This window comes from Paracoccus niistensis (genome assembly GCF_042432925.1).
GTDB classification, from domain to species: Bacteria; Pseudomonadota; Alphaproteobacteria; order Rhodobacterales; family Rhodobacteraceae; genus Paracoccus; species Paracoccus niistensis.
The window spans coordinates 265,191-283,887 of the sequence record NZ_JBHLWE010000017.1 but is presented as its reverse complement, the minus strand read 5'-3'; the positions used below and the strand labels follow the sequence as shown (position 1 = coordinate 283,887).

Sequence of the window (18,697 nt, the reverse complement as noted above, 5' to 3'; positions counted from 1 at the left end):
GCGGGGCTTTCTGTTGCGTCAGTTCAGGGCCGGGATGCCTTGCAGTGCCTGGGACAGCGCGTCGTTCAGGGCATCGTCGGCCGGAAGGTCGGCCGGGGCCACGGCCTCGGCCACCGCGGCCTCGACGGGGCTGGGGGCAGGGGGGGCGTCCTCGCCCGCGCTGCTGACGGTCGAGCCCTCGGTGCGCGGCGCCGGAGGAGGAGCGGGGGCCGCGCCGATGGGGCCCGATCGCACGGGCACGGGCGCTGGAACGGGCGCGGGCGGCGGGCCCGAAGGTGCCGGTTCCACAAGGCGCGCAGGCTCGGGCGCGGGGGCGCTTTCGCCCATCGCCTCGGCCAGGGCGGCGGCCAGCGGATCCGCCGCGCCGTCGGGCGAGGCCGCCACGATGGCAGGCGCATCGATCGGCATCCCCGTGGCGTCGCCCGGCTGGACCACGTCCGTCACGCGGCCGTCCACGGGCTGCGCGGCGGCCACGGCCTCGGCCAGGGCGGCGGCCAGGGGGTCGTCCGAATCGGCCGACACGATGTCGCTGGCGACGATCATGTTGCCCGCCGCGTCGGGCGCGATCACCCCCAGCGGCTGGGGCGGCAGGCCTTCGTGGATCTCGGCCATGACCGCCTGCCAGATCTCGGCGGGCAGACCCCCGCCCGTGACCCCCTGCAGCGGCGTGTTGTCGTCATAGCCCATCCAGACGCCGGTGACATATTGCTCGGTGAAGCCGATGAACCAGGCGTCGCGATAGGAGGAGGTCGTCCCCGTCTTGCCCGCGACCTCGCGCCCCGGCAGCTTGGCGCGCCCGCCGGTGCCGTTTTCCACGACCTGCTGCATCATCCAGATCAGCTCGGACGCGGCCTTGGGCGAGATCACCCGTTGCCCCATGCCGCCGACCTGCCCGATCAGCGGCTTGTCGTCGCCCTTGATGCGCAGTTCCACCAAACCGTAGGGGCGCACGGCCGTCCCGCCGTTGCGGATGCCCGCATAGGCGCCCGTCATTTCCAGCAGCGTGGTTTCCGCCACGCCGAGGCCCATGGAGGGGCTGGCGGTGATGTCATGGGCAAAGCCGAAGTCCTGCGCCACGCGGCGCACGTTGTCGCGGCCCACGGCCTCCTGCAGGCGGATGGTCGAGGTGTTGATCGACTGCGACAGCGCCTTGGTCAGCGTGATCTCGCCCATGTGGCGGCGGGTGTAGTTCTTGGGCGTCCAGGGCTTCGAGCCCTTGATGTGGATCGTGATGGGGGCGTCCAGGATCGTGTCGTTGGGCGAATAGCCCTGGTCCAGCGCCGCCGCGAAGACGAAGGGCTTGAAGGCCGACCCCGTCTGCCGCTTGGCCTGCGTCGCGCGGTTGAAGGTGCCCGCGCCCGCCGTGTCGCGCCCGCCGATCATGGCGCGCACCGCGCCGTCGGCCGACATCACGACCACCGCCGCCTGCGCCTTGGACCCGTCCCTGACCTTCTCGTCAAAGATCCGCTTGAGCGCGCGTTCCGCCTGCCGCTGCACCGTCTGGTCGAAGGTCGTGGTGATCGTCACGTCCTCGGTTGTTTCCGAGGTCAGGAAGCCCGGCCCGGATTCCATCACCCAGTCGGCGAAATAGCCGCCCGCCCGCGCCGCCGCCGCCTTGGACAGCACGGCCGGGTTGGCCCTGGCCTCGGCAAACTGCGCGTCGTCCAGGTAGCCCTGGTCATGCATCAGCCCCAGGATCACCGCCGCCCGGTCCTGCGACCGCTGGAGGTTTGAGGTGGGCGAGAAATAGCTCGGCGCCTTCAGCAGCCCGGCCAGCATCGCGGCCTCGGCGGCGTTCACCTCGGCCGCCGACTTGCCGAAATAGCGCTGGGCCGCCGCCTCGAACCCGCGGGCGCCCGCGCCCAGGTAGCTGCGGTTCATGTAGATGTTGAGGATGTCGGCCTTGGAATACTTGGCCTCCATCGCCAAGCTGTAAGGCACTTCCTTGATCTTGCGCCACAGCGAGGACTTGCGGCAGTCGGCCTCGTATTCGGCCTCGGACTTCCACTTGATGGGGTCGAACTCCTCACCCAGGCACAGAAGCTTGGACACCTGCTGGGTGATGGTGGACCCGCCGTTGCCTTCCAAGGGTCCGCGGCCTTCGGCCATGTTGATCTTGATGGCGCTGGCGATGCCGCGCGGGTCGATGCCGATATGGCTGAAGAAGCGCTTGTCCTCGGTCGCCACGACCGCATTGCGCAGGACAGGGGCGATCCCGTCGGCGCTGACGGTGTTGTAGGTCTCGCCCCGCCAGGCGAAGACCCGGCCCTCGCGGTCCAGCATCGTGACCGAGCCGCGCGCGCGCCCGTCGAACAGCGCCTGCGGGTCGGGCAGGGTGGAATAATAATAGGCGACGGTCAGGCCAAGGATCAGCGCCAGCGTCGCGCCGGTCCGCCAGAACGACCCCCAGATGAGACGCCAGGTCAGCGACACCGCGCCTGTCACGCCGCGCGTGACGAAGTTGCCGCGCCGCGGCTTGCGCGGGGGGGCGGCACTCGCCCGCCGCTGCGCCTGCTGGGGCGGCAGCCCTCCGCCCGAAGGCGGGGCCGCGGCAGAGGGGGCGGCATAGCGCCTGTCGGCGGCAAGGCGCCGGGGCTTCTCGGGTTTCTTCATGCCTGCATCCAATGAGCCGTTTCCCGGCCTTTTTCGTCCGCCCACATATAGCAGCCCGGCCCGCTTGAGAACACGCGCCGTCGGCCTGCGCACCCAGACGTGACCTGCCGGAATATCGCGCATTTTCCGCAAACTCTGCCGCGCGGGTGGGCAATTTCCGCCAGAGACCGGCCGAAATCCGCCTGCCGCTGGACGCGCGGCGGGCAGTTGCCGCGTGATCCGGCTGAAGGGCGGGCCGGCGCAAGGGCCCGCGGCAAGCGACGAGGACATGCCGATGAGCCAGATCTTGATCCATGCAGGCGACGGGCCCGCGGGCCGTCAGACGATGGCAGCCGCCAGGATGGCCCTGCCCCTTGCCGCAGGGACGCTTCTGGCCCTGACGGCAGGGGCGGCGCTGGCGCAGGCGCCCGAGGCGGTGGCGGCCCCGGCGCCCGTGATGGACAAGGGCGACGCCGCCTGGGTGATGATCTCGGCGGTGCTGGTGATGATGATGACGCTGCCGGGCCTCGCCCTGTTCTACGGGGGGCTGGTGCGGTCGCGGAACGTCCTGTCGGTGCTGATGCAGGTGCTGGCGACCTTTTCCGTCATGGCGATCCTGTGGGTCGTGGTGGGCTACTCGCTGGCCTTCACCGGCCCCGCCACCGCCGAGGAGGCCGGGCCCCTGACCCCCTTCATCGGCGGCCTGTCCAAGATGTTCCTGGGCGGTGTCACCACCAGCTCGATGGCCGAAACCTTCTCGACCGGCGTCTTCATCCCCGAACTGGCCTTTGTCGTCTTCCAGATGGCCTTCGCCTGCATCGCGCCCGCGCTGATCGTGGGCGCTACGGCCGAGCGGATGAAGTTCGCCGCGGTCCTGGCCTTTGTGGTGATCTGGTTCTTCCTGTCCTACCTGCCGATGGCCCACATGGTCTGGTGGTGGGGCGGCCCCTCGGCCTATGACGCTCCCTCGGGCTACCTGTTCGGCCACGGCGCGCTGGACTTCGCGGGTGGCACCGTGATCCACATCAACGCGGGCGTGGCCGGCCTTGTCGCCGCCATGGTCGCGGGACCCCGCCTGGGCTACGGGCGGGAGCCGATGGCCCCCCACAACCTGACCATGACCATGCTGGGCGGCTGCCTGCTGTGGATCGGCTGGTTCGGCTTCAACGCCGGGTCGAACCTGGAGGCGAACGGCCTGACGGCGCTGGCCATCATCAACACGGCGGTCGCCACGGCTGCGGCGGCGCTGGCCTGGGCCTTCGGCGAATGGGCGATGCGCGGCCATCCCTCGCTGCTGGGCGGCGTCTCGGGCGCCATTGCAGGGCTTGTGGGCGTGACCCCCGCGGCGGGCTTTGTGGGACCGATGGGTGCCATCGCCATCGGCCTTGCGGCGGGGCTGATCTGCTTCTGGGTCGTGGTGTCGCTCAAATCGCGGATCGGCATCGACGACAGCCTGGACGTCTTCGGCATCCACGGCGTGGGCGGCATCGTCGGCGCCATCCTGACGGGCGTCTTCGCCGCGCCTTCGCTGGGCGGCGCCGGTATCTACGACTATGCGGCGGGCGGCCCCGGCGCCTTCGACATGGGCCACCAGGTCTATGTGCAGGTCCTTGGCGTGGTGATCTGCGTGATCTGGTCGGGCGTCGTCTCGTTCCTGGCGATCCACCTGGTCCGCATGACGATCGGCCTGCGGGTCGGCGCGACGGACGAACGCCAGGGCCTCGACCTCACCACCCACGGCGAGAACGCGTATAACTGACGTTTCTCCGAAAACGCCAAGGCCCGGCCGATGCGCCGGGCCTTTCTCATGCGCGAGTTCTTCTTCGCTTGAATATCCTGGGGAGGCCCGCAGGCCGGTGGGCGAAGCCCTCCTCTTCACGCCACCCGTGCGACCACGAAATCCGCAAGCTCCGTCAGCAGCGCCCGGATCTCGCCTTCGGGCAGGGCCTCCAGCGCCGACCGCCCGCGCGCGGCCCAGGCCAGGGCGTCCGCGCGCGCCGCGTCGATGGCGCCGTGGCGGCCGAGGATCGCCATCGCACGCTCGAGGTCGCCCTCCTGCTGGTCGCCCTTCTCGATGGTGCGCTGCCAGAAGGCGCGTTCGTCGGCGTCAGCCTTCGCCACCGCCTTGATGACCGGCAGGGTCAGCTTGCGCTCGCGGAAGTCGTCGCCGGTGTTCTTGCCGATGACCTCGGTGGTGCCGCCATAGTCGAGGATGTCGTCCACGATCTGGAAGGCGATCCCCAGAGCGTCGCCATAGTCGTAAAGCGCCTGCACCTGCGCATCCGTGCCGCCCCCGATCACGCCGCCGACCTCGGTCGCGGCGGAAAACAGCGCGGCGGTCTTGCCGCGGACCACCTGCAGATAGATCTCCTCGGTCGTGCCCAGGTCCTGCGCGGCGGTGAGTTGCAGCACCTCGCCTTCGGCGATCACGGCCGAGGCGTTCGACAGGATCGACATGATCCGCATGTTGCCGGTCTCGGTCATCAGCTGGAAGCTGCGGGCGAAAAGGTAGTCGCCCACCAGCACGCTGGACTTGTTGTCCCACAGCAGGTTCGCGGTCGGCCGTCCCCGGCGCTGGCGGCTTTCGTCCACCACGTCGTCATGCAGCAGGGTGGCGGTGTGGATGAACTCGACCGTTGCGGCCAGCAGCTGGTGGTGCGTGCCCTCATAGCCCAGCAGCCGGGCGGCGGCGATGGTCAGCAGGGGCCGCAGCCGCTTGCCGCCCGCGCCGACCAGATGGGCCGTGACCTCGGGGATGCGGGGGGCGTGGCGGCTTTCCATGCGGGTGCGGATCAGGGCGTCCACGGCGCCCATGTCATGGGCCAGCAGCGCGGCCAGTCGGTCCAGCGGTTTCGCCACGGTTTCGTTCACACCCATGAGAGCACCCCTTTTCGCCGTGGCCCTTGCCATGTCGTGGACAGTTTCGCAACCGCGCCCTAGCGTGGCGCGCCATGAAGGAAGTCCTGCGCACCACCGATCCCCTGACCATGACCCGTGCCGAAGGCGTGCTGAGAGGCGAGGGCATCATGGCCTTCCAGTTCGACCAGCACATGAGCGTGCTGGAAGGCTCGATCGGCATCCTGCCGCGCCGCCTGATGGTGGCGGACCGCGATCATTTCATGGCGACCGCGATCCTGCGCGACCACGGGATCGGATGACCCGCGACGACGCCTTCATCGGCGGGCGGCTGATCCTGCGCCAGCCCGCGCGCGGCTATCGCGCAGGCGCTGATGCCGTGATGCTGGCCGCCGCCTGCCCTGCACGCGCAGGCGAGCGCGTGCTGGAGCTTGGCTGCGGGGCAGGGGTCGCGCTCTTCTGCCTCGGGGTGCGGGTGCCGGGGCTTGACCTGACGGGGCTGGAGCGCCAGCCCGGCATGGCCGACCTCGCGCGGCAGAATGCCGCGACGACCGGCATCGCGGCGCGGATCGTCGCGGGCGACCTTTCCGCGATGCCCGTGGAACTGCGGGCCGAAGTCTTCGACCATGTCATCGCCAACCCGCCCTTCTTCGGCCCCGGCACCCGCGCGCCCGACAACAGCCGCGCCGAAGCCCGGCACGAGGAGACGCCGCTGGAAACCTGGATCGACGCCGGGTTGCGGCGTCTTCGTCCGGGCGGATGGCTGGTGCTGATCCACCGGGCCGAGGCGCTGGACCGCATCCTGTCGGCGCTGCCGGGCCGGGCCGGGGCCACGGCGATCCTGCCCCTCGCCGCGCGGTGCGGTCGTGAGGCGGGCCGGGTGATCGTCGCCGCCCGCAAGGGCGCGCGCGGCCCCCTGCGCCTTCTCTCGCCCTTCGTGCTGCACGAAGGTGCGGCGCATGAAGGCGACGGCGAGGACCTGACGCCCGCTGCGCAGGCAGTCCTGCGACATGGGGCCGCCCTTAACATCATACATCCGTGACCGGCGTGACAGTGCGGGCGAATCATGCTGGACTGCCCTTCTCGACACCAGAGAAGGAGTATTCGGAATGTCGGTTCAGTCGCACGTCGCGGAACTGCGCAGGAAGCACCAGGATCTCTCGGAACAAGTCGAACGCGCACAGCGCGCTCCGGGTACGGACGACCTCAGCATCGCGGCGATGAAGAAGGAAAAGCTGCGGCTGAAAGAGGAGATCGAGCGCCTTAGCCATTGAGGAACCGCGCCCGCCACGGGCGGTGGCGGCGGACCGCAACAGCCAGGGGATCGGCCAGTCCGGTCCCCTTTCCGTTCGGCGTGCCGGGGCAGGGGCTTTTCACGGGCAGTCACCTGCCCGCATCATTTCTGTCATGAAGATGACATGAAGCCGATCTAACCGGGCGCAGGCCTTCAGGGCCCACACCGCAGGAGCTGCCAAATGAACACCATGAAATTCTCCGCCTCGGTCCTCGCCATGCTGGCCGTCTCGGCCACGGCGGCGGCCGCGCGCGACCAGATCCAGGTCGCGGGGTCGTCCACTGTCCTGCCCTATGCCACCATCGTCGCCGAAGCCTTTGCCGAGAACATGGACTTCACCGCTCCGGTGGTCGAGGGCGGCGGCACCGGCGCGGGCCTCAAGCAGTTCTGCGCGGGCCTGGGCGAGAACACCATCGACGTGGCCAACGCTTCGCGCCCCATCAAGGAGGCCGAGCTGGCCGAATGCCGCGCCAATGGCGTGAACAACATCATGGAAGTGCAGTTCGGCTATGACGGCATCGTCTTCGCCTCGTCGATCAACGGCCCGGACTTCCCCCTGACCCCGCAGGACGTCTACAAGGCCTTGGCGGCCGAGGTCGTCGTGGACGGCAAGCTGGTCGCGAACCCCGCCGCCACCTGGGCCGACGTGAACCCCGCGCTGCCCGCGCAGGAGATCACTGTCTATGTCCCCGGCACCAAGCACGGCACCCGCGAGGTCTTCGAGGAGAAGGTCATGGCCGCCGGCTGCGAAACCTCGGGCGCTCTCGAGGCGATGACCGCGCTGTCGGACGCCGACAAGGCCGAGGAGGCCTGCGTCACGCTGCGCACCGACGGGCGTTCGGTGGACATAGACGGCGACTATACCGAGACGCTGGCCCGCATCGACAGCAACCCCAATGGGCTGGGCGTCTTCGGCCTGTCCTTCTATGAAAACAACACCGACAAGCTGAAGGTCGCCACCATTGACGGCGTGGCGCCCTCGGTCGAGACGGTCGCCTCGGGCGAATATCCCGTGTCGCGCCCGCTGTTCTTCTACGTCAAGAAGGACCACTTCGGCGCGATCCCCGGCCTGAAGGAGTTTGCCGAGTTCTTCGTGGCCGATGCCATCGCCGGCCCCGGCGGCCCGCTGTCCGAATACGGCCTGGTGCCCGACCCGGAACTGGCCAGGGTCCAGCAGGCGGTTGCGGCCGAAACGGTTGTCGCGGCCAACTGAGCCCGTTACCTGACGCCGGCAGGCGGGCCGCTGGTGGCCCGCTTGCTTGCGGTGCGGCCGGTGTCGTGATGACTTCCGCCGCGCCCCCCTTGTGCGAGGTCTGATGTCGCCCTTCTGGATCACGATCGCCATCCTGGCCCTGGCCGCGCTGGGCTATCTGCTGGGCCGCAGCCGCTCGATCCGGCTTGCGGGCGGCGACACCCGGGCGCTGCATTCGCGCCCGACCTATCACGGCTGGCATGTCGCGCTGTTCACCGCGCTTCCGGCGCTGGTGCTGCTGGCGCTGACGCGATTGCTCCAGGCGCCGGACTGGCTGGCCCCGGCCGCGCTGGCGCTGGGCGTGGCCGGGCTGGCCTTCGCGCTGTCGCGCACCGCGCCGCAGTTCCGCGCCCGCAACGTGGTCGAGCAGGTCGTGCGCGGCATCCTGATCGTCTGCTCGCTGATCGCCATCGCGACAACCGTGGCCATCGTGCTGTCGCTGGTCTTCGAATCGCTGCGCTTCTTCCAGATGTACCCCTGGCAGGACTTCTTCTTCGGGACCGAATGGACGCCCAGCTTCGGCGGCGGCTCGGAACTGGGGATGCTGCCGCTGTTGTGGGGTACGCTGTACATCTCGCTGATCGCGCTGCTGGTGGCGGTGCCGGTGGGGCTTTATGCTGCGATCTACATGTCCGAATACGCGACGCCACGCGTCCGCTCGGTCGTGAAGCCCGCCATCGAGGTGCTGGCCGGCATTCCCACCATCGTCTACGGCCTGTTCGCCCTTGTCACGGTCGGCCCCCTGCTGCGCGACTGGATCGCCCAGCCGCTGGGTCTGGGGTCCAGCGGCTCGTCGGTGATGACGGCGGGGCTGGTCATGGGGATGATGCTGATCCCCTTCGTCAGTTCGCTGTCGGACGACATCATCAACGCCGTGCCGCAGTCGCTGCGCGACGGCAGCCTCGCCATGGGCTCGACCCATTCCGAAACGATCCGCCAGGTGGTGCTGCCCGCGGCCCTTCCGGGCATCGTCGGCGCGGTCCTGCTGGCCGCCTCGCGCGCCATCGGCGAGACGATGATCGTGGTCCTGGGCGCGGGCGCCATGGCCCGGATCAGTCCCAATCCCTTCGAGGCGATGACCACCATCACCGTCAAGATCGTGGGCCAGCTGACCGGCGACAACGACTTCGCCAGCCCCGAGACGCTGGTGGCCTTTGCCCTGGGCCTCACGCTTTTCGTCATGACGCTGGGGCTGAACGTCCTGGCCCTCTACATCGTGCGCAAGTACCGGGAACAGTACGAATGACCGACGTCACCTCGCAGCCGCCCCGGCCCGTCGATCCCCCTGCCGCGCCCGCGCGGAGGTCGCTCTTGATCGAGGACCCGCGCACCAGGCGCCGCAACGCGGCCGAGCGGCGCTTCCGCGCCTATGGCGTGGTCGCCATCGCGCTGGCCATGGGCGCGCTGGTCTTCCTGCTGTTCACGATCTTCCGCGACGGCACCAGCGCCTTCTTCCAGACCTATGCCCGCATCCCCGTCGCCATCGAGGCGCAGGTGGTGGACCCGGCCGGGAACCGCGATCCGGCCGAGATGCAGAAGGTCCTGACGATGGGCTACGGCAAGCTGCTGGACAATTCGCTGGCCGCCTATGTCGAGGCGAACGGCATCGAGATCGAGGGGCTGGACGACCGCGACCTGTCCTCCTTCTTCTCGGCCCAGGCGCGCGCCGACCTGCGCAACGCCGTGCTGGCGAACCCCGAACTGGTCGGCACCGTGATCGAGACGCCGGTGATGACCTCGTCCCGCATCGACGGGATGTTCAAGGGCCGCGTCAGCCGCGAATCCGCCGCCATCGACGCCAAGACCTCGGTCGCGCAATACGACCTCGCCATGGCAATGGAGGATCGGGGCGACCTGCAGACGCGGTTCAACTGGGACTTCGTGACCTCGACCGACAGCTCGGACAACCGACCCGAGGCGGCGGGCCTGGGCGTGGCGATCCTGGGGTCCTTCTACATGATGCTGATCGTGCTGGTGCTGTCGCTGCCGATCGGCGTCGCGGCCTCGATCTACCTGGAAGAATTCGCGCCCAAGAACAGGCTGACCGACCTGATCGAGGTGAACATCTCGAACCTCGCGGCCGTGCCCTCGATCGTCTTCGGCATCCTGGGGCTGGCGGTCTTCATCAACTTCGCGGGCCTGCCGCGGTCCGCGCCCATCGTGGGCGGGCTGGTGCTGACGCTGATGACGCTGCCCACGATCATCATCTCGACGCGCGCCGCGCTGAAGGCGGTGCCGCCCTCGATCCGCGACGCGGCGCTGGGGGTGGGGGCCTCGCGGATGCAGACGATGTTCCACCATGTCCTGCCGCTGGCCATGCCCGGCATCCTGACGGGCACGATCATCGGACTGGCGCAGGCGCTGGGGGAAACCGCGCCCTTGCTGCTGATCGGCATGGTGGCCTTCGTCACGACCTATCCGTCCGCCCCGCCCGAGGGCTTTCTCGACCCCGCCTCGGCCCTGCCGGTGCAGGTCTTCAACTGGACCCAGCGCGCGGACCCCGCGTTCTTCGAACGCGCCTCGGGCGCCATCATCGTGCTGCTGGTCTTCCTTCTGGCGATGAACCTTCTGGCCATCACCCTGCGCCGCAAGTTCGAGCGGCGGTGGTAAATCCGGGGAAAGGGACCACATCATGGACGACGTGAGAATGGTGGAGCGAGTGGTGGACACAGACGCCCGGGATATCAAGTTCCAGTGCAAGGACGTGCAGGTCTTCTATGGCGAGAAACACGCCATCAAGGACGTGAGCGTCGACCTGCTGGACAAGACGGTGACGGCCTTCATCGGCCCCTCGGGCTGTGGCAAGTCCACCTTCCTGCGCTGCCTCAACCGCATGAACGACACCATCGGCATCGCCCGCGTCCAGGGCCGGATGCTGCTCGACGGCGAGGACATCTATGACCGCCGCGTGGACCCGGTGCAGTTGCGCGCCCGCGTCGGCATGGTGTTCCAGAAGCCGAACCCCTTTCCCAAGTCGATCTACGACAACGTGGCCTACGGCCCCCGCATCCACGGCCTGGCCCGCAACCGGGCCGAACTGGACGAGATCGTCGAAAAGGCCCTGCGCGGCGCGGCCTTGTGGAACGAGGTCAAGGACCGCCTGGGAGAGACCGGCACAGGCCTGTCGGGTGGCCAGCAGCAGCGCCTGTGCATTGCCCGCGCCGTCGCCACCGCGCCCGAGGTCCTGCTGATGGACGAGCCCTGCTCGGCCCTTGACCCCATCGCCACCGCGCAGGTCGAGGAACTGATCGACGAGCTGCGCGCGACCTTCTCGGTCGTGATCGTGACGCACTCGATGCAGCAGGCGGCGCGGGTCAGCCAGAAGACGGCCTTCTTCCACCTGGGCAACCTCGTCGAATACGGCGACACCGACGACATCTTCACCCGGCCGCGCGACCCGCGGACGGAAAGCTACATCAGCGGCCGGATCGGCTGAGGGGGTTTTCGATGATGAACCGCGACAAGCATATCCTGTCGGCCTTCGACCGCGACCTGGAAAGCATCCAGGCCGAGGTCATCCGCATGGGCGGCATGGTCGAGGCCGCGATCGAGGAAGCCGCGCGTGCGCTGGAAACACGCGACGAGGAACTGGCCGAGGAGGTCCGCCGCCGCGACCGCGCCATCGACCAGCTCGAGGTGCAGGTGAACGAATCCGCCGCCCGCCTGATCGCCCTGCGCGCGCCCACCGCGACCGACCTGCGGCTGGTGCTGTCGGTCATCAAGATCGCGGCCGCCCTGGAACGCGTGGGCGACTATGCCAAGAACATCGCCAAGCGCACCAACCAGTTGTCGCAGATGCCGGTGATCCCCGGCACCGGGCTTGCGCTGCGCCGCATGGCCAGCACGGTTGAGGGAATGCTGCGCGACGCGCTCGACAGCTATGTCCAGCGGGACGCCGCGCTGGCCGCCGACGTGCGGGCGCGCGACCTCGAGGTGGACCAGATGTACAACGCGCTGTTCCGCGAGTTCCTGACCCACATGATGGAAGACCCGCGCAACATCACCGCCTGCATGCACCTGCATTTCATCGCCAAGAACGTCGAGCGGATGGGCGACCACGCGACCTCGATCGCCGAGCAGGTGCTGTATGTCGTCACGGGCGAGCTGCCCGACGATCCCCGACCCAAGGGCAACAGCGTCCTGTTCGTCGATCCCGCCCCCGGCGGCTGACGCGCGTCCCGCGAAAGGAGCAAGCCATGTCCGTCCAGCAACCCTGCGTCCTCCTGGTCGAGGACGAGGGCGCCCAGCGCGAGGTGCTGACCTACAATCTGGAATCCGAAGGCTTCCGCGTGGTTGAGGCCGAGACCGGCGACGAGGCCATGCTGCTGGTGGCCGAGGAAGCGCCCGACCTGATGGTGCTGGACTGGATGCTGCCCAATGTCTCGGGGATCGAGATCTGCCGCCGCGTCAAGGCCGACCCCGGCACGCGCCACATCCCGATCATCATGCTGTCGGCCCGTTCGGACGAGGGCGACCGCGTGCGGGGCCTGGAAACCGGCGCCGACGACTATGTGGTCAAGCCCTATTCGGTGGTCGAACTGATGGCCCGCGTCCGCACCCAGTTGCGCCGCACCCGCCCGACCACGATGGGCGAGCGGCTCAGCTTCGAGGACATCCTGCTCGACGCGGGCGAGCACCGGGTCTTCCGCGCGGGCCAGCCCCTGCACCTCGGCCCGACCGAGTTCCGCCTGCTGTCAACGCTGATGGAACGCCCCGGCCGCGTCTGGACCCGCGAGCAGCTTCTCGACCGCGTCTGGGGCCGCGACATCTACGTCGACAGCCGCACCATCGACGTCCACGTGGGCCGGCTGCGGAAGGCGCTGATGGCGAACGGCGGGACGAACCCCGTGCGGACGGTGCGCGGGACGGGGTATGCGCTGGGGTGAGGCGCTGAGGGGCGTCCTGGAACCGTTGGTTTATGTCTGCTTTGCGGGACGAAGCCGCTGGTTGCACATACAGCGGAGAGACATGCTGTATCGCAGCAAAACTGCCCGGCAAGAGCGATAAGTGATCTGACTACGTGTGGCGCTGCAAGTGCAGCATGCAAGAAGTGGGATGCTGTCGCCCGCTGAATCGAAAGGCAGCAGATGATGATACGCGAAGGCGTTTAAGAAAGCCGGGGCTATTCATTTTTCCGCCCTGATGCGGTATGCATGCTGCAAGTGGCTGCATGGAAAGTGCTAAATATGAATACATTTAGCTCGGGCGACTTCGATAACCCACCGCTTCCACCCCGCTTTCTCTATAAGTATCTGTCCGCTGAACGTGTTGGCAACGTGCTTGAAGAGGGCACGGTGCGGTTTACCCCTTTGTTGAACACAAATGACACCTTTGAAATTCGTTCAACCTTTGACACGCTAGCCGGGCCGAAGATGCTGGCGATGCTATCAGAGCAGATGGATAAGACTTTGTCCGAAGAAATGGTGCGCAAGCTTATTGCGGGCATACTGAAAGAAAAGGGGTTAGGCTTTCTGTCCCCTGAGTTGGTGCTGCAGATAGCCGAACAACGCTACGGCGGTTGCTTCATGGGGATATTGCGGGCGGAGATGCAGCAAGCCGTAGACAGAATGCTTATTCCATATCTCAACGATCCCGTAAATGTCAAGAATCTATTGGAAGAAATGGGACGTGACCTGCTTTGTTTTTCTTTGTCTGAGCGCATGGATAGCCCACCCATGTGGGCACACTACGCGGATAACAATGCTGGTTTCGTAGTCGCGTTTAATACTGAGAATATTTGGTTCCGCCAGCGGAAGAATGGTGAAAAGACCCGATTGCAGAAGGTAGTTTATTTCGATGGAAAGATAGACGAACCTCTGGACAACCCGCAGGCAGCATTCATTTCTAAGACAACTGATTGGAGCTACGAACGGGAATGGCGTCTGTATATCAAGGAAGGGCAGGCCGATTTGACCGTTGGGACCGTCGAGAATCCTATTCATCTGCTCAAGTTTCCGCCCGAAGCTATAGATCGGGTGATATTGGGGCCTAGGACCCTACCGGAAGTCGCAAAGCATGTTTGTGACTCTGTGGCGGCTCACTACCCGCACGCGAAAGTTACGCGCGCTATACTAATCGCCAGTCGCATACCTACGAAGAAGCCGCCGAGTAAGAAGAACATAACTGAACTGGTGCTAATTAGCACTTTCGGTAGCAATGCGGGCTGCGCGGCCACGGCGTAAGCACTTCGGAAAACCTCCTGCACGTTGGCATGGTCACTCGACGTGACTACATAAATCTGCCGCTTTCTGCCCAACCTAGGCGTTTTGCATGAAAGTCTGCCTCGGCCTTCCCCTCAGAAATGGATTACCTTCCCATAGGCGTCCAGTACCGATTCATGCATCATCTCGCTCAGCGTCGGATGCGGGAAGACGGTGTGCATGAAGTCTTCCTCGGTCAGTTCCGCCGTCTTGCCGACGGTGTAGCCCTGGATCAGCTCGGTCACCTCGGCGCCGACCATGTGGGCGCCCAGAAGCTCGCCGGTCTTGGCGTCGAAGACGGTCTTGACCATGCCGTCGGGCTCGCCCAGCGCGATGGCCTTGCCGTTGCCGACAAAGGGGAAGCGTCCGACGCGGACCTCGTGGCCCAGTTCCTTCGCCTTGGCTTCCGTCAGCCCGACCGAGGCGACCTGCGGCTGGCAGTAGGTGCAGCCGGGGATGTTCGAAGGCTTGACCGGATGGGCGTGCTTGCCGGCGATCAGTTCGGCGACCATCACCCCCTCGTGGCTCGCCTTGTGGGCCAGCCAGGGCGCGCCCGCGACGTCGCCGATGGCGTAAAGCCCCTCGACGCCGGTGCGGCAGTATTCATCGGTCAGGACATGGGTGCGGTCGATCTTCACTCCCAGGGCTTCCAGCCCCAGCCCCTCGACATTGCCGACGATGCCCACGGCCGAGATCACCGTGTCGAAATCCTGCGTCTCGGTCTTGCCACCCGCCTCGATATGGGCGGTCACGGTCTGGCCCTTGCGGTCGAGCTTTCTGACCGTGGATTTCTCCATGATCTTCATGCCCTGCTTGACGAACTGCTTCTTGGCGAAGGCCGAGATCTCGGCATCCTCGACGGGCAACACGCGGTCCATGACCTCGACCACGGTCGTATCCGCGCCCAGCGTGTTGAAGAAGCTGGCGAACTCGATCCCGATGGCGCCCGAGCCGATCACCAGCAGCTTCTTCGGCATCCGCTTGGGCACCAGCGCGTGCTTGTAGGTCCAGACGAGTTCGCCGTCAGCCTCAAGCCCCGGCAACTCGCGCGCTCGCGCGCCGGTGGCCAGCACGATCGATTTCGCTGTCAGTTCCTCGGTGCCCTTGTCCGTCCTGACCGTCAGCTTGCCGGGGGCGGTCAGCTTGGCCTCGCCCATCAGCACCGTGACCTTGTTCTTCTTCAGCAGGTGTCCAACGCCGCCCGCAAGCTGCTTGGCAACGCCACGGGACCGCTGCACCACCGCGTCAAGGTCATAGCCGAAGCCGTCCGCCTTGAGGCCAAAGTCCTTGGCCCGCTCGAACAGGTGGAAAACCTCGGCCGAGCGCAGCATGGCCTTGGTCGGGATGCAGCCCCAGTTGAGGCAGATGCCGCCCAGGTGCTCGCGTTCCACGCAGGCAACCTTCAGCCCCAGCTGGGCCGCGCGGATCGCGCAGACATAACCGCCGGGGCCGGCCCCGATCACCACCACGTCGAAACTTTGTGCCATCGGAACCTCTTGCAGTCGGACGTCCCGTCACATTTGCAGGCTCAGGGCAGATCGGCAAGCGACAGCTTGCCCGAGACGAGGGCGCCATAGCCGCCGGCCTCCATCACGAGACGCTCGGCGTCAGTCGGGATGCGGCCCAAGGCCTCGTTCCGCCAGGGAAAGCGGCCGAACTTCGCGATCGTGTCGCGGTGAACTTGCGCGTGAAGAAGGTTCTCGCCCGGCATCCGCTCGGCGAACAGTTCGACCGCGCGCTCCTGGTCGGCCAGTTCCTCGCTGTGCTCGAAGGGCAGGTAGAAGAACTGCCGCGCGGGTTCGGGGGTGGCAAGGTCGTGGCCTGCCTTGATCGCGGCGCCGGCGATCCGCAGGGCCAGCGGGTCGGTCGAGAAAGCGCGCGCGTCGTTCCGGAACATGTTGCGCGGGAACTGGTCGGTCAGGATCAGCGCGGCCAGCGCGCCTGCGACCGTGCCTGTCCATTCGGCGGCCAGCCGCGGCGCGTCGATCCAGGCCGCCATGAAGCGGTCCCGCACCGTCCGGTCCAGCTCGTCGTCTTGCACGTACCAGCCCTTGGGGCCGACCTCGTCCACCCAGAAGCGGATGACCTCGGCAGGGGTTATGGCGTCCATGATCATGCGGCCTTGTCCTGTGGAGGAGAACTGGAGTTGTCGCCTGCCTCGGCCAGCGCCGTCTCAACGGCGAGGGGCGTGGCCGAGGGCGACAGGATGGCGAAGCTCTGGTCGACATCGGGCGTGGCGCGCTGGGTCATGCGCCAGCCGCCATAGGCTGCAAGTCCCGCCAGCAGCACGGCCATGTAGACCCAGAACCCTTCAGGACCCATCGCCGCCATCAGCCAGCCGGTCAGGATCGGCCCGAAGACCGAGCCTGCACCGTTGATCAGCAGAAGCCCCGCCGAAGCCGCCGCCATGTCGGCCGTGTCGAGGAAGTCGTTGGTATAGGCGATCAGCAGCGCATAGATCGGGTTCGCGACCCCGCCCACCAGCGCCGCTGCCAGCAGATAGCCCCAGACACCCGAATCGCGCATGGCGAAGGTGGCGGTGACCAGCGTGCCGAAGGCGGCAAGCCCGGTGATCAGCAGGCGCCGGTCCACCCGGTCGGAAAGCCAGCCGATCGGATACTGGGCCAGCAGCCCGCCGATCCAGATGGCGGCGACGAAGGCCGAGATCTCGCGCACGTTCAACCCGATGGTCGCCGCCCAGACCGCACCCATGCCGAGGACGGCGGAAAACACCCCGCCGATCAGGAAGATGCCGACGCAGCCCAGCGGCGAGGCGCGGTAAAGCTGCCCCATGCTCATGGGCTTGATGGTCTCGAACCGTGGCGCGGGGACCCGGGCCAGCAGGATCGGGGTGAAGGCCACCGACACCAGGACCGAGGGGATGACGAACAGCATCCAGCCGCCGGGGTCGCTGACGTTCATCAGGACCTGGCCGGTGACGAGCCCCAGCATCTGCACGATGAAATAGGCCGACATGGCCTGACCCCGGGTCTCGTTCGCCGCGCTGGCGTTCACCCAGCTTTCGGCGGTGATGTAGACGCCGCAGAAGCAGAAGCCGATCAGCAGTCGCATCAGCGCCCAGGCAAGCCAGTGCGGGATCGCCGCATAGACGATCAGCACCGCCGAGATCAGCGAGGCGAGCGCGGCGAAGACACGCACGTGGCCCACGCGCTGGATCATGCCCGGCACGATCAGGCTGCCCAGCACGAAGCCGCCGAAATAGCCGGACATGACCACGGACATCTGCGTGGTCGGGATGCCCTCGATTTCGCCGCGGATGCCCAGAAGCGTGCCCTGCATCCCGTTGCCGACCATCAGCAGCAGGACGCCGAGCAGCAGCGGCCAGGTTGTGCGCAGAACGCTCAGCATGATTTCCCCGCCTCAGTCGCCCGGTATCAGCAGCGACGCGTCGCCATAGCTGAAGAACCTGTAGTTTTCGTGAACCGCGTGGGCATAAATCGCGCGGATGCGTTCCGTTCCCATCACCGCTGAAACCAGCATCATCAGCGTCGATTTCGGCAGGTGGAAGTTTGTCATCAGCCCGTCGGTGACGCGGAAGCGGTAGCCGGGACGGATGAAGATGTCGGTCTGCGCGTCGACGGGCCGGACGCGGCCGTTGTCATCCGCCGCCGATTCGATCAGGCGCAGGGCAGTGGTGCCGACGGGGATCACCCGGCGGCCCTCGGCCTTGGCCGCGTTGATCGCGGCGGCAGCTTCCTCTGTCACGATGCCGCGTTCCGCGTGCATCTTGTGCTGGCTCACGTCGTCGGTCTTGACCGGCAGGAAGGTGCCCGCGCCGACATGCAGGGTGACATGGACGCGCTGCACCCCCATTGCCTCCAGAGCGTCCAGCAGGGATTCATCGAAATGCAGGCTCGCCGTCGGGGCGGCGACGGCGCCGGGTCGTTCCGCCCAGACGGTCTGGTAGTCGGTGCGGTCCTGTTCGTCCGGCGCCCGCAGCGCGGCGATATAGGGGGGCAGGGGCATCGCGCCGACCTGCGCCAGCGCCGCGTCGAAGGCCTCACCCTCGGCGTCAAAGGAGAGCGTGAGCCCGGCCTCCCCGATCGCCTCGACGCGGGCGGACAGGGCCTCGCCGAAGCGGATGATCTCGCCCTGCCGCAGCTTGCGCAGCGGCTTGGCCAGCGCCTGCCACTGGCCGCCGGGGGCGGGCTCCAGCAGGGTGACCTCGATCCGGGCGGTAGCGGGGCCTTGAGCGCTGTCGCGGGTGCGGGTGCCGGTCAGTCGGGCTGGGATCACGCGGGTGTCGTTCAGCACCAGAAGGTCGCCGGGACGCAGGAAGGACGGCAGGTCACTGACCCGCGCATCGGTGATGGAATTCCCCTTCGCCACCAGCAGCCGCGCGGAACTGCGCGGGCGGGCGGGACGGGTGGCGATCAGCCCCTCGGGCAGGTCGAAGTCGAAGTCGGACAGGCGCATAGGGCCTTGTCGGCGCGGGCGCGGGCGGGGTCAACAGGGCCCGCGCGCTCCTCAGCCACCTGTGAC

Annotated in this window: 17 protein-coding genes; 11 read left to right on the top strand and 6 right to left on the bottom strand. The window is 67.3% G+C overall.

The features are described 5' to 3' along the window. Positions 1-18: 18 nt before the first annotated feature. Positions 19-2,613 (bottom strand): transglycosylase domain-containing protein, encoded by a 2,595-nt coding sequence (locus ACFFII_RS05685; protein ID WP_377697913.1) that lies wholly within the window; start codon positions 2,611-2,613, stop codon positions 19-21. A 340-nt stretch (positions 2,614-2,953) separates the two neighbouring features. On the opposite strand from ACFFII_RS05685, the gene ACFFII_RS05680 reads away from it, so the two are divergent. After that, the gene (locus ACFFII_RS05680) at positions 2,954-4,351 is read left to right on the top strand and encodes an ammonium transporter (RefSeq protein ID WP_446686937.1); all 1,398 of its coding nucleotides are present in this window, start codon (positions 2,954-2,956) and stop codon (positions 4,349-4,351) included. A gap of 116 nt (positions 4,352-4,467) precedes the next feature. Here ACFFII_RS05680 and ACFFII_RS05675 read toward each other — a convergent pair whose 3' ends face one another. Then, a complete protein-coding gene (locus tag ACFFII_RS05675; protein WP_377697911.1) occupies positions 4,468-5,469 on the bottom strand; it encodes a polyprenyl synthetase family protein in 1,002 nt (333 codons plus the stop codon). Between the two features lie 74 nt (positions 5,470-5,543). Between ACFFII_RS05675 and ACFFII_RS05670 the strand changes: the two genes are divergently transcribed. The 10 genes from ACFFII_RS05670 to ACFFII_RS05625 all read left to right on the top strand — a co-directional run bounded on the left by ACFFII_RS05670 (position 5,544) and on the right by ACFFII_RS05625 (position 14,176). After that, positions 5,544-5,750, top strand: coding sequence for a putative signal transducing protein (locus ACFFII_RS05670; protein ID WP_377697910.1), 207 nt, complete (start codon positions 5,544-5,546; stop codon positions 5,748-5,750). Beyond that, positions 5,747-6,490: a tRNA1(Val) (adenine(37)-N6)-methyltransferase gene (locus ACFFII_RS05665; protein WP_377697909.1), complete on the top strand. Its 744-nt coding sequence runs from the start codon at positions 5,747-5,749 to the stop codon at positions 6,488-6,490. Before ACFFII_RS05670 ends, ACFFII_RS05665 begins: the two co-directional genes overlap by 4 nt. A 67-nt stretch (positions 6,491-6,557) precedes the next feature. After that, positions 6,558-6,722 carry a YdcH family protein gene (locus ACFFII_RS05660; RefSeq protein ID WP_090752830.1) on the top strand — a complete coding sequence of 55 codons (165 nt, stop codon included), beginning with the start codon at positions 6,558-6,560 and terminating at the stop codon, positions 6,720-6,722. A gap of 201 nt (positions 6,723-6,923) precedes the next feature. Next, the gene (locus ACFFII_RS05655; RefSeq protein ID WP_377697908.1) at positions 6,924-7,955 is read left to right on the top strand and encodes a substrate-binding domain-containing protein; all 1,032 of its coding nucleotides are present in this window, start codon (positions 6,924-6,926) and stop codon (positions 7,953-7,955) included. Positions 7,956-8,058: 103 nt separating this feature from the next. After that, positions 8,059-9,240 carry a phosphate ABC transporter permease subunit PstC gene (pstC, locus tag ACFFII_RS05650; RefSeq protein ID WP_377697907.1) on the top strand — a complete coding sequence of 394 codons (1,182 nt, stop codon included), beginning with the start codon at positions 8,059-8,061 and terminating at the stop codon, positions 9,238-9,240. Beyond that, positions 9,237-10,604 (top strand): phosphate ABC transporter permease PstA, encoded by a 1,368-nt coding sequence (pstA, locus tag ACFFII_RS05645; RefSeq protein WP_377697906.1) that lies wholly within the window; start codon positions 9,237-9,239, stop codon positions 10,602-10,604. The genes pstC and pstA overlap by 4 nt, the downstream gene beginning before the upstream one ends. A gap of 22 nt (positions 10,605-10,626) precedes the next feature. After that, entirely contained in the window at positions 10,627-11,430 is an 804-nt protein-coding gene (gene pstB / locus ACFFII_RS05640) for a phosphate ABC transporter ATP-binding protein PstB (RefSeq protein WP_090752846.1), read from the top strand. Between the two features lie 14 nt (positions 11,431-11,444). After that, positions 11,445-12,164 carry a phosphate signaling complex protein PhoU gene (phoU, locus tag ACFFII_RS05635; RefSeq protein WP_377698181.1) on the top strand — a complete coding sequence of 240 codons (720 nt, stop codon included), beginning with the start codon at positions 11,445-11,447 and terminating at the stop codon, positions 12,162-12,164. Positions 12,165-12,190: 26 nt separating this feature from the next. Next, entirely contained in the window at positions 12,191-12,880 is a 690-nt protein-coding gene (gene phoB, locus ACFFII_RS05630; protein ID WP_377697905.1) for a phosphate regulon transcriptional regulator PhoB, read from the top strand. A gap of 267 nt (positions 12,881-13,147) precedes the next feature. Next, positions 13,148-14,176 carry a DUF2971 domain-containing protein gene (locus ACFFII_RS05625; protein WP_377697904.1) on the top strand — a complete coding sequence of 343 codons (1,029 nt, stop codon included), beginning with the start codon at positions 13,148-13,150 and terminating at the stop codon, positions 14,174-14,176. 113 nt (positions 14,177-14,289) lie between these two features. On the opposite strand, the gene lpdA is transcribed toward ACFFII_RS05625, so the two are convergent. From lpdA to queA, 4 genes are read right to left on the bottom strand one after another with little or no spacing between them, the layout of a single operon-like run. Continuing rightward, positions 14,290-15,681: a dihydrolipoyl dehydrogenase gene (gene lpdA / locus ACFFII_RS05620; RefSeq protein WP_377697903.1), complete on the bottom strand. Its 1,392-nt coding sequence runs from the start codon at positions 15,679-15,681 to the stop codon at positions 14,290-14,292. A 41-nt stretch (positions 15,682-15,722) separates the two neighbouring features. Then, entirely contained in the window at positions 15,723-16,304 is a 582-nt protein-coding gene (locus ACFFII_RS05615; RefSeq protein WP_377697902.1) for a DUF924 family protein, read from the bottom strand. 2 nt (positions 16,305-16,306) lie between these two features. Beyond that, complete coding sequence (locus ACFFII_RS05610; RefSeq protein WP_377697901.1) at positions 16,307-17,563, bottom strand: MFS transporter; 1,257 nt, start codon at positions 17,561-17,563, stop codon at positions 16,307-16,309. 12 nt (positions 17,564-17,575) lie between these two features. Next, positions 17,576-18,631, bottom strand: a complete 1,056-nt coding sequence (gene queA, locus ACFFII_RS05605) for a tRNA preQ1(34) S-adenosylmethionine ribosyltransferase-isomerase QueA (protein WP_377697900.1) — start codon at positions 18,629-18,631, stop codon at positions 17,576-17,578. Between the last annotated feature and the right edge of the window lie 66 nt (positions 18,632-18,697).